Raw genomic sequence first — 9,177 nt, 5'->3', positions numbered from 1 at the left:
GCGCCGCCCTCCAATGACTGGATGCGACAGGTGGGTTGGTTTACTGCTGCTTGGCGAAGAAGGCCGGATGAGGGCCTTTGCGGCGTTTCGGATAGTCGATATTGAATTGGGTCAGGAGGCGGTTGAATCGGTTAAAGCACATGCCGATTTGATTCATGGCCTGAGTGCGTGACAGGCCTTCCTCCGCGAGAGACTTTATGCGCTCGGCGTCTTTTTCATCCTGTGCGGCATCGATCGTGACCGGAACCAGGTTTCGAAGGCCGCGATAGGCCGCGTTCTGGAATCGAAAGACGCCTTCCTTGGCGAGGGTAGTCAGGAGCTTTCTGGAGAGCCCCGTCGCTTCCTGTGCCTGGGCGTAGGTCATGGTTTCAGCGAGTTTTCGCGCTCGTTCCGTCTGTTGTTCGCGCTCTACTGCTCGTTCGATCGCCCGTTCGTCTCGTTCACGCTGGCGCTTGGTCTTCTGTCGAATCGCGGCGGCAGTAGGCGGTTTCGGAGTTGTATCCTTGACCACCACAACCCTTGGCAGCGGCTCATGGCGTACAGGGTGGGGTATGAAGCTTGGCCCCTGCAACACCTCAATAGTCCCTCCTTTTTTCAGGAACTCTTCGCGGGCCAGTGCAATACGATGGCGCTCAGGATCAAGCGCCTTGACCATGTTCAGATCGTTGCTGATGTAGGCGTTCATGCTGCTTTACTCCGCAGTTTGGCCTCGTACTCATCGACCAGAAGCTTGAATTGCCACAGGTCTTCCTCCAGCTTTTCGATGTAGTCGTCATCGCGCTTGAACTCTTGCAGCCAGAGCTGGCGGCCAACTGGCTTGAGTAGCGGACAGTACATGCCGAGATGCCACCATTTTTTCTCAGCTATCCACATGCAGCCCTGCACCTGGTCGATAACATCGCTGGCGTCGTTGTCGATATGGAACCCGCGCAGTTTTTCTGGAGCGAGAAAGCATTTGTATTCTGCACCTCCGTCATCGCCGATAAAGCCGTCGGCGCTGGCCCCAAAAGCCCCGTCATCCGTCTTGACTAGTCCGACCTGCGTAACGATCAGCCCGGTTTGGATTTCGTGCTCCATGCGTGCTTCAGGCTCCAGTTCATGGCCTCGGCGCATCTGCCAAGTTTCAAACCCATTGTCGAGCGGTTTGCCGCCGATGCGCTCAACTGCCAACTGGAAGGCGTAGTCGAGGGCGGCCGATGAAGGCTCGCCAACGGTTTCGCCGTCAAGGGCACGCTGTACCACTTCCGCCTTCGGGCCTGCCTTGTAGCCGGCAATGTCGCGGGCCTGACTTTCGCTGCGACCTTCGAGCATCGCCGTCACGTACTTCTGCTGCTGAACTGTCAGGCCGTTCACCTTGGAGCGAGCCGTGGAGAACATGCTGGCTGTAATGCATCCAGACCTCTCCTGAAGCCAGACATCCGACCCCTGCGTACAGTTGATCTGGATCATTCTTCGACCTCCTCAAACTCAACCTCATCGTCAGAGATAACAGTCGTTTCGGTTACTGGTTTGACGTCCGTATCAGGCTTTGCGTCTTCAGCTTTCAGTGTCACGCCGCGAGCGCCGACAGCCACCTTGAATGCCTCGTAAGAGGTCATGTCTTTGACCTCGTTGATGGCCGATACGCCGGCCTTCCATACTTCAGTTAGCGCTTCGGGTGTTGCCGCTGCATTGGCTTGCGCGATCCAGTGGGCGGCCAGTTCTGGGTCATGTGGCGCCGGGCCTGGCTTTTGATTGCTGGTCTGGGCGCTTTCCTGCGGCCGCAACTCTTCCGGCAGGTCTTCAATGTCCTGCGTGAAGATGTCCGAGGCGGCGGTAACGTTCAACGTCATGGCGATCATGGCTCGCTTGCAGGCCATCTTTAGGATGGTGTTGGCCAAGTCGGCCGGCTCGGTGCGGATCTGGTCGACGGTGTTACCGTTATTGTAATACTTCTTCCGGCGCAGGTTTTCAGGGGTTGCGTCCAGCTCGGCTTTGCACGCCGCCCTGCGCCACTTGTATTTCTCTTCGCCAGATGAGCACTCGCCAACCCCTTCGCCGAGCGCAATGCCGGAAATCTGGTGGCGTCCAACACAGGTAACCCGGTAGCGCGCCACGCCCTCGATGGACAGGTCCTCAATTTCGTATTCCTGCGCAACGCGGAAGGTTACGCAGAGAACTTCGGCGCCGGGCTTGTATAGCGTAGGCTTCGGCGTGCCTGGGATCGTGCCGTAGTGCGTCTCGCGCTTCATGATGCCCTGCATCACTTCCTGCACCAGGTTCACGCGCTGGCGGATCTCTACGGCCGAGAACCGGTGAGTTTCTGCGGCGGTAAGACCTGAGGCCTCGCGCACTGGCATCTGGATGATTTCGTTCATGGCGACCTCTAGTAAGTGATGGAAACGGCGGGGATCTTGCGCTGAGCGATGAGGGTGACGGCCTGCTTGGCGCACGACTCAGGCATGCCGCCAGCGATGAAGGCGTCCAATGCGGCGCGATTGATCCGAGCTTTGTGGGCCTTGTCGGCTTCGCGGGCTTGAGCCTGCTCCAGCTCGAAGGCTACCGCTGCGGCTTGGCGGGCCAGTTCGTTCTGGCGCGCTTGTTCCACTGCCTGTTCCTGGCGCTGGATTGCGGCGATGCGCTCCTGCTCGGCTCGCTGTTCTGCTGCAATGCGATTGGCTTCGGCTTGGGCGGCGGCTGTGCGGGCCTGTTCGGCTTGCAGCTCCAGTTGCAGGCGTTGACGTTCTGCCAAAGCCTCGGCGTCCCGCGCGGCCTGCTCAGTTGCGCGTTGTGCGGCTGCGGCTTGGTCAATCAGTTCCTGCTCACGCTTGGCGGCAGCATCACGTGCTGCCTGAGCGCGCTGCTCTGCTTCGATACGGGCCTGCTCAGCGGCTACGCGGGTAATCTCTGCCTCGTGGTCACGCTGAGCCTGTGCTTCGGCCTCGGCACGCAAGCGGACCAGTTCGGCCTGTTCTGCTTCGTATTGGGTGCGCTCTCCGTGCAGGGTGCGCAGCTTCGCCAGAGTCTCGTCCTTTACCGATGCTGCCTCGGCCAAGAACTCTTCCCAGCTATCATTGATCGCCACCAATTCAAGGATGGCAATAATGTGGCAGACCTGGCCGGCACTCGGAGCACCTTCAAAAATCAAAAAGTCTTTCATGGCCTGGATGCCGTCAACGTGCTTGTCCTTGCGGGCCTGCTGTTCAGCTTCCCAGTCTGTCAGCGGCTGGCGCGTCTCATCCCGCAGCGCGTCCATAGCATCAACGAACTCGCGCAACTCGGCCTCGACCACCTTCGGCATTTCCTTCAGACGCTTCAGGTACTCGCGGCCGGGCTTCTCGACGGCGACCTTGGACTTACTGACCTTGGCAGCCAGCGATGCGATACGCTCGCGACCTTTGGCAGTCTTGAGGTCCGGCACCTGAGAGCTGACTTCCTCCTTAACCGCTTGCAGGAATGGCTTCAGGCCGTCTTTCACGTAGATCGCTGGAGCATTGGCTTCACTGATGTCGTCGATGGTGACGGCAAGTTGATTAGCAGACATGACGGTTCTCCCCGCCATGCAGGCGGCGTATGAGTTCGAGTTATTGGGTGAGGGTGCTGACGTATGCGCTGGCCAGCATTACGAAGATGGTGCCGAGAAGGACGATGGCTGAGCCGCACCAGATGATGATGCGTTTGGCGCGCTGGTAGGAGGTCATAGCTTCACCTCAGAATGGAAAGCAGTTGTGCTTGAATGAGCAGGAAGCCGAACCGCAATCAGTGCAGGGCTCGCCGGTCTGCGGCACATGCTTGTCGGGCTCATGAGTCATTGACATCCAGTCTGGCTTTTCGAAAGAGACTTCTGTCAGCTCCCAATAACGCCGGAAAAGAACATTGCCGAATTCATCACTTTCGCCTTGGTCATAGCAGGCGCAGTAAACGTATTCGCCGGGGCCGCTGCTGAACTCATGCTCGCCTTTGAGTTCTTCCTCGATCTCAGCTAGAGCATCAATTGTGACCTCGCCATTCACCGCACAGATGAATGGTTCGTCGTCATCGCTTGCATTCCAAACCTTGACCACTAATTCCTTTCTAGGCCTGAAAAGGTCGCTCATCTCGCCACCGCCGCAGGAAGGCTGAACTGTCTCGGCTCGCCGTCCTCCTTGAACAGGCTGTACTGCATCAGCAAGATGGTCAGGCCGAAAGCGAGAATCCAGTAGAACGTCTTCATCTCATTTCCCCTTGTACTGGATCGGCACGAAGGTGAAGTGCTGATCGGGTTCTTCTTCAGACTCGACGACGTAGAAGACATCGGAGTCCAGTCGCTTCATCAGTTCGCGGAAGGTGTAGACGCGGGTGGCGAGGCGTTTCATGGCTTAGCCCTCAGAAGCTCAGCGCCGATGAGGCGAAGGCGACTTTTCAGGTGGTTCGCCCGCTGCTTGATCGATTTCCGCTCGTCCAGCAAGACCGCCATGAGGTAATGAGCGTGGTCATCCCCCAGTACTTGGTCGTCGAAGTCATACAGCGTCTGAACAGCGTGTAGCCATCCATTCCAACGGATGCAGGCTCCTTCATCGAGCCATACACCTTCGTAGTAGCGATCCCGCATAGGGCTCATGTTGATGTAACCGTCTTCGTTACACTCGCGAATGGCCTTCGCGTTGCTGTACAGCTGTGTGCGGTTCTCGGCATAGGCCTTGGCAAGATCTATCAGCCGTTGCTCGCTCACGACAACCTCACAACCAGCATGCCGCGCCGGGTCTGAATGGAGATGCGCTGAGGCAGATCAGCGACCAGAAAAAAGCCCTGACGATTCAGGGCTTCAGTCATTGCTTTGGCGTTTCTCGCGACGATGATCATCACAACACCTCAAATTTGATTGGGCAGCAGTACCCGTCTTCGTATGCGTGAAAGCATTCCATGTAGCCATGCTGTGGCACGTTGAACCAAAGGATCAGGCCGTTACACCAGAAGGGGGCGATCATAATTCTGCGTCTTCGGCCATGGCGATCAGGGCGTCATCAGCAAGCGGTTCAAGAAGGGCTTCTGCGATCTCGCCAAGCTTGCCGAGCGGGTGGTCACTATTGCCGAGAAGTTCGTCGACATTGACTGAATCGACAGTCCCGCGATTTGCGTCAATGAGCAGCCAGCCCAGCGCCGTGGTACCAACCTCGCAGTCAGACAGCCGCTTATTGACGTACTCATCAACAGCCAGGGCGAACTGCTTCATGCTGACCCCTTGAGGCGGGCTCATACGGCGCTGGAATGCCACACCGGTACGGAGCTGAACAAGCTGCTCGCCACCCTCATACAGCCACTCAGCCCGCGCAATCTCCTTAGGCGTCTCGCTCACCATTGGAGGCAACTTCGCGTCGTGCGCGGCCTGACAGATATTCAGTCTTGCATTCATGATCGCCTCCAGTAGTGGCGGTTAGTTCAGACCGCCATCGCTGGCGCCGTAATCCCAATCAGATAATCCATCCATGATGTCGTTGTGGTCGTCCCAGTCCTTGTCGCCGCGACGGCTCTGAGGGATTCCATCGTTATCTCTTTGTCGTTCGTGATAGGCCGCGTTTTGACCTGTCAGCGCTTCCGGTCTGCTGTTCGGGCAATGAATGGCTGCTTGCATCGAACGCATGCGTATTCGGCTGTCGCTGCCATCTCAATCTCCTAGGCGATATACCCGCCCGGCATAGTGGTAACGACCTTCCTCGGTGCGTCATGCATCCGACCTTTGGCGCAGTCGTGGACGTCGGGGCGGGGCTTGCGGGGTGAGGGGGTTGTGCGTTTCATGGCATCTCCCTCGCTGCGAGCATGGCGTCTGCAACGACGTAGGCATCTTTTGCGGCGCCCAGCCCCATGCAGCATTCGTCAGCGTTGTTCCCGGTGATAATTGCCTGTATTGCCTTGGCCGCGAAGTAATCACGCAGGGTCATTCCAAGAACCGCGCCGTAACGATTGCTGTCGCTCGGAAATGCTGGATCACTTTCGTCTTCTGTACTCATCACACTCACCTCCAATCGCCAAATAAAAACCCCGACATAGCCGGGCTTTACCTTCCCTACGAAACGACCGGGCGCATGAGGCGTCGGATCGTGGCTATCTGTTACATGGCTGCATCCTCCGCGTTAAGTTGTCATGCGACGAAATCCACCTGCATGAGAATGACCACTGAAGCACTCCGCTTTGCAATCACGGCGCTGGCATTGTCACAGTGGCCATTCCGATACAGCCTCTCCATCACCATGGAGATATCGGGCCATTTTCGTCTGGCAAGACGTGTACGGAGAGGGTTAGGACGCTTCGGTTGCTGGATCTGGTGCTGCGCCGCCAGGAACTGCCGGGGCCGACGCAATAATGTTTTGCAATATTGGCTTCCATACCGACCACCACGCAGTTGCCTCGCTATCCATTCGATCAATTTCAGCAGCGCTGAACGTCCACCACTCAGCGATTTGGTGGATCTGGCAGCCGATCTGCATGTGGGTATTCGTGTACGTCACGGGATAGGTTCCGCACTGAAGTGCCTTGATTTCACAGCCATTGCCAGAGGCGTTCCAAAGCGTGCTAACGCCGCGCAGGTAGGCGCCGCGCAGGTAGGCGCCGCGCAGGTTGGCGCCGCTCAGGTTGGCGCCGCTCAGGTTGGCGTCGCGCAGGTTGGCGCCGCGCAGGTTGGCGTCGCTCAGGTTGGCGCCGCGCAGGTTGGCGTCGCTCAGGTTGGCGCCGCGCAGGTTGGCGCCGCGCAGGTTGGCGTCGCGCAGGTAGGCGCCGCTCAGGTTGGCGCCGCTCAGGTTGGCGTCGCTCAGGTTGGCGCCGCGCAGGTTGGCGTCGCTCAGGCCTGCACGTTCGCCGCCTTCTTCGTCATCCAGCCAGGCGCGGTGTTTGCCGAGAATCTCGGCCAGTTGTTCAGGGGTAATTGGTTTCATGGTATTTCCTTGTCGGGGTTATGTTGGCTTTCGAGTGCTGCCTGGGGTTTAAGCAGCACTTGTAAAGCCAGATGGCCAGCCTGAAACAGGCAGGAAGCCATCTGATATCCGGTCGCTCTCTACTGGAGGCGCGACTGGGTGTTTCGTTAGAGGTGGGGGATGCAGGGGGCCGCGTTGCGCGGAATGTTGCATGGTCATCCGCATCCCGCTGCGCACTCTGTGAATGCGCAGGAGGTTGCTTACTTGGCATTGCGTGCGTGCTTCATGTTGATGTCGCGCAGATCAGCCGCAAGGTCGGCAGTCCATGGGCGACCGGCCTTGATGTGCGCGATCACGTTGCGATTCATTTCGCGAGCTTTTGCTACGAGTTCTTGCTTGCTCATTATTTTGTCCTCTGTTGATTTTCCTGATGGCCCTGTCGCCAAGGCCAGCCAGTGAAATCTGTTGTTCCGTTCTAAAGAGCTGTTGGTTCAAGTCGGTCCTCGGGGAGAGGGCTTGGAGATCACTTCGCTGATCCCGGGCTATCTGGCGGCTTCACCAGTCGTGTGAGGCCCCTTTCAGGCCCTGGCGCCTCGTTGTTCTGTGGCGTTGGAATGAATATAAGCCTGCTTATCGAGCCAGTCAATAAGATTGCTTATATATTTTTCGGTAGACGAAAAAAATCCCGCGCTAGGCGGGATCGTGAGTATTAGCTAGCTATTTATATTGACTGAGCGCTCGGCCTGGAAGGCTTGCTTTGCTGCTGCTTGAGCTGTGCGGCAGACTTGGCGGCAACCCCGCAAATCGTTTCAGCCATCAGTGACGCCAGAGTGCCCCCGCCAAAGACGAAGTCATTGTTACCGATGAGATTGCCCTGCATGTCATGCATCACCAATGCTCCCCTATTGGAAATGCAATCCTCCGTTGGAACCGACCATTGGAATAGTGAAATATCTTTTGAGCCAAGGTTTATGGCGCGAACGATGACCACGGCCAGTGTGTTTCCTTTTGTGTCGCCATCGAATCGGAATGAGCCTTCCTGCACCTGATAAGCATTCTGGTCGATGGTTGCGACTTGCACCCAGCCATCAATGCTATCCCCGAGCTCTAAGGGCTTTTGCTTAGGGGCTTCTGATGTGTGCTGTGAAAGCTGGGCAGGAGTTGGCGCAGGTAGCGCTGGAGAAGGGATCTGTAAGACGCATCCGGCGGACGCGGCAATATAAAGGCACAATAACGGCGCTATTTTGCGCATGAGACCTCCATGTTATTTGCGTCTTGGTGAGCGCCTGACAGTTGACCACCAGAAGACCCGACCCAACATTCTGACATCACTGGCGAATTTCTCGGCGGTCATTACCTCATCCGGAAAGTCTTCAGAATTTTCACTGCGGATTCTCACGCTACCGCCAGGCAGTCGGTGAAGGTACTTCACCCTCAGCATGCCAAGCTGATTGAAGGCGTAGATCTCGCCGTCGATGATTGTGGTGTCATCCAAGTCAAAACCAATTGCGGCGCCGTCCAGAATTAGGCGCTCCATGCTACGACCTTTGATCCTGGCGCAAGCAGCGCTTTTCGCCTCAACACCGGCCGCCTTTAATGTGGCGCCGCTAAATCGAAGCTTTCGATCGGCAATTTCAACGACCTCAGACATACCTTGCCCACCCGCGAACTCGACTTCAGCAAAGTATGGGATTTCATACTCGTCGTCATCCAGCGATTCGCCTTCTTCCCAGGCTTCCATGTCTCCGAGCAGCTCAGCGTTTGCCTCGATGTGCGTCAGCCTTCCTTTCATCTCACCAATTCCATCAGATAGCCATATAGCACTAACTGAGCAAGCGTGCGCGATCTTCGCTATGTGCGCGCTCTGGAGGTTCTTCCCGGTTTCGAGCTGGGAGATGACTGGCTGTTCGACGCCCACGAGCTCAGCGAGCTTCTTCTGGGTAAGCCTGGCGCCTTGGCGAGCAATTTTAATGCGATTAGCAAGAGTATTCATCTTCACAACGTTATAAGCCCTCTTATCTTCTTGCAAATAAGCCTCCGCATCACTAGGATATAAGCAGGCTTATCAGGAGGGCTCTCGAATGACCCCCATTGAACGACTCGTTGACTACTTCGGTGGACAGACCAAGACAGGGTTCGCCCTCGGTGTTTCTCAGCCAACAGTTTCGTACTGGGTCACAGGCACCCATCCAATTAGCGCGGATAAAGCATTTCTTGCCGAGGACCTGACTTGCGGAGCGATCACTGCCCGCGAGCTTGTGACCGGCGTAAACCAATCAACCGCCGCATAACCACTTTTAACCACGAAAGG

The 9,177-nt window shown here is 57.0% G+C and carries 16 protein-coding genes; 1 reads left to right on the top strand and 15 read right to left on the bottom strand.

Going from position 1 to position 9,177, the window contains the following annotated elements; genetic code table 11:
- Positions 1-40: 40 nt before the first annotated feature.
- The 15 genes from HB680_RS25770 to HB680_RS25705 all read right to left on the bottom strand — a co-directional run bounded on the left by HB680_RS25770 (position 41) and on the right by HB680_RS25705 (position 8,895).
- The gene (locus tag HB680_RS25770; protein WP_213941229.1) at positions 41-685 is read right to left on the bottom strand and encodes a hypothetical protein; all 645 of its coding nucleotides are present in this window, start codon (positions 683-685) and stop codon (positions 41-43) included.
- Positions 682-1,449: a lambda exonuclease family protein gene (locus tag HB680_RS25765; protein ID WP_213941228.1), complete on the bottom strand. Its 768-nt coding sequence runs from the start codon at positions 1,447-1,449 to the stop codon at positions 682-684. The genes HB680_RS25770 and HB680_RS25765 overlap by 4 nt, the downstream gene beginning before the upstream one ends.
- A complete protein-coding gene (locus tag HB680_RS25760) occupies positions 1,446-2,357 on the bottom strand; it encodes a hypothetical protein (RefSeq protein ID WP_213941227.1) in 912 nt (303 codons plus the stop codon). Before HB680_RS25760 ends, HB680_RS25765 begins: the two co-directional genes overlap by 4 nt.
- A gap of 8 nt (positions 2,358-2,365) precedes the next feature.
- Complete coding sequence (locus tag HB680_RS25755) at positions 2,366-3,523, bottom strand: hypothetical protein (RefSeq protein ID WP_213941226.1); 1,158 nt, start codon at positions 3,521-3,523, stop codon at positions 2,366-2,368.
- A gap of 166 nt (positions 3,524-3,689) precedes the next feature.
- Positions 3,690-4,076: a hypothetical protein gene (locus tag HB680_RS25750; RefSeq protein WP_213941225.1), complete on the bottom strand. Its 387-nt coding sequence runs from the start codon at positions 4,074-4,076 to the stop codon at positions 3,690-3,692.
- Positions 4,077-4,193: 117 nt separating this feature from the next.
- The gene (locus HB680_RS25745; protein ID WP_213941224.1) at positions 4,194-4,334 is read right to left on the bottom strand and encodes a hypothetical protein; all 141 of its coding nucleotides are present in this window, start codon (positions 4,332-4,334) and stop codon (positions 4,194-4,196) included.
- Positions 4,331-4,690, bottom strand: coding sequence for a hypothetical protein (locus HB680_RS25740; RefSeq protein ID WP_213941223.1), 360 nt, complete (start codon positions 4,688-4,690; stop codon positions 4,331-4,333). Before HB680_RS25740 ends, HB680_RS25745 begins: the two co-directional genes overlap by 4 nt.
- Complete coding sequence (locus tag HB680_RS32935) at positions 4,687-4,821, bottom strand: hypothetical protein (RefSeq protein ID WP_256735624.1); 135 nt, start codon at positions 4,819-4,821, stop codon at positions 4,687-4,689. Before HB680_RS32935 ends, HB680_RS25740 begins: the two co-directional genes overlap by 4 nt.
- Positions 4,822-4,942: 121 nt before the next feature.
- Positions 4,943-5,371: a hypothetical protein gene (locus HB680_RS25735; protein ID WP_213941222.1), complete on the bottom strand. Its 429-nt coding sequence runs from the start codon at positions 5,369-5,371 to the stop codon at positions 4,943-4,945.
- 21 nt (positions 5,372-5,392) lie between these two features.
- Positions 5,393-5,599 carry a hypothetical protein gene (locus HB680_RS25730; protein ID WP_213941221.1) on the bottom strand — a complete coding sequence of 69 codons (207 nt, stop codon included), beginning with the start codon at positions 5,597-5,599 and terminating at the stop codon, positions 5,393-5,395.
- Between the two features lie 151 nt (positions 5,600-5,750).
- The gene (locus HB680_RS25725; RefSeq protein WP_213941220.1) at positions 5,751-5,966 is read right to left on the bottom strand and encodes a hypothetical protein; all 216 of its coding nucleotides are present in this window, start codon (positions 5,964-5,966) and stop codon (positions 5,751-5,753) included.
- Between the two features lie 288 nt (positions 5,967-6,254).
- Positions 6,255-6,887, bottom strand: a complete 633-nt coding sequence (locus HB680_RS25720; protein ID WP_213941219.1) for a pentapeptide repeat-containing protein — start codon at positions 6,885-6,887, stop codon at positions 6,255-6,257.
- Between the two features lie 239 nt (positions 6,888-7,126).
- Positions 7,127-7,270, bottom strand: a complete 144-nt coding sequence (locus HB680_RS25715) for a hypothetical protein (protein WP_213941218.1) — start codon at positions 7,268-7,270, stop codon at positions 7,127-7,129.
- A 317-nt stretch (positions 7,271-7,587) separates the two neighbouring features.
- Complete coding sequence (locus HB680_RS25710; RefSeq protein WP_213941217.1) at positions 7,588-8,118, bottom strand: hypothetical protein; 531 nt, start codon at positions 8,116-8,118, stop codon at positions 7,588-7,590.
- Between the two features lie 12 nt (positions 8,119-8,130).
- A complete protein-coding gene (locus HB680_RS25705) occupies positions 8,131-8,895 on the bottom strand; it encodes a S24 family peptidase (RefSeq protein WP_213941216.1) in 765 nt (254 codons plus the stop codon).
- Between the two features lie 52 nt (positions 8,896-8,947).
- On the opposite strand from HB680_RS25705, the gene HB680_RS25700 reads away from it, so the two are divergent.
- Entirely contained in the window at positions 8,948-9,157 is a 210-nt protein-coding gene (locus HB680_RS25700; protein ID WP_213941215.1) for a Cro/CI family transcriptional regulator, read from the top strand.
- Positions 9,158-9,177: the final 20 nt, after the last annotated feature.

The sequence above is a fragment of the Pseudomonas sp. dw_612 genome (genome assembly GCF_018449725.1).
Taxonomy (GTDB): Bacteria; Pseudomonadota; Gammaproteobacteria; order Pseudomonadales; family Pseudomonadaceae; genus Aquipseudomonas.
This window is presented reverse-complemented; position numbering and strand designations above follow the sequence as displayed.

What these genes read in the sequence shown, in the direction of transcription:
- HB680_RS25765 (WP_213941228.1), bottom strand. Translation starts at nt 1,449, where the DNA reads ATGATCCAGATCAACTGTACGCAGGGGTCGGATGTCTGGCTTCAGGAG.
- HB680_RS25730 (WP_213941221.1), bottom strand. Translation starts at nt 5,599, where the DNA reads ATGCGTTCGATGCAAGCAGCCATTCATTGCCCGAACAGCAGACCGGAA.
- HB680_RS32935 (WP_256735624.1), bottom strand. Translation starts at nt 4,821, where the DNA reads ATGATCATCGTCGCGAGAAACGCCAAAGCAATGACTGAAGCCCTGAAT.
- HB680_RS25715 (WP_213941218.1), bottom strand. Translation starts at nt 7,270, where the DNA reads ATGAGCAAGCAAGAACTCGTAGCAAAAGCTCGCGAAATGAATCGCAAC.
- HB680_RS25700 (WP_213941215.1), top strand. Translation starts at nt 8,948, where the DNA reads ATGACCCCCATTGAACGACTCGTTGACTACTTCGGTGGACAGACCAAG.
- HB680_RS25770 (WP_213941229.1), bottom strand. Translation starts at nt 685, where the DNA reads ATGAACGCCTACATCAGCAACGATCTGAACATGGTCAAGGCGCTTGAT.
- HB680_RS25750 (WP_213941225.1), bottom strand. Translation starts at nt 4,076, where the DNA reads ATGAGCGACCTTTTCAGGCCTAGAAAGGAATTAGTGGTCAAGGTTTGG.
- HB680_RS25710 (WP_213941217.1), bottom strand. Translation starts at nt 8,118, where the DNA reads ATGCGCAAAATAGCGCCGTTATTGTGCCTTTATATTGCCGCGTCCGCC.
- HB680_RS25725 (WP_213941220.1), bottom strand. Translation starts at nt 5,966, where the DNA reads ATGAGTACAGAAGACGAAAGTGATCCAGCATTTCCGAGCGACAGCAAT.
- HB680_RS25755 (WP_213941226.1), bottom strand. Translation starts at nt 3,523, where the DNA reads ATGTCTGCTAATCAACTTGCCGTCACCATCGACGACATCAGTGAAGCC.
- HB680_RS25735 (WP_213941222.1), bottom strand. Translation starts at nt 5,371, where the DNA reads ATGAATGCAAGACTGAATATCTGTCAGGCCGCGCACGACGCGAAGTTG.
- HB680_RS25720 (WP_213941219.1), bottom strand. Translation starts at nt 6,887, where the DNA reads ATGAAACCAATTACCCCTGAACAACTGGCCGAGATTCTCGGCAAACAC.
- HB680_RS25745 (WP_213941224.1), bottom strand. Translation starts at nt 4,334, where the DNA reads ATGAAACGCCTCGCCACCCGCGTCTACACCTTCCGCGAACTGATGAAG.
- HB680_RS25760 (WP_213941227.1), bottom strand. Translation starts at nt 2,357, where the DNA reads ATGAACGAAATCATCCAGATGCCAGTGCGCGAGGCCTCAGGTCTTACC.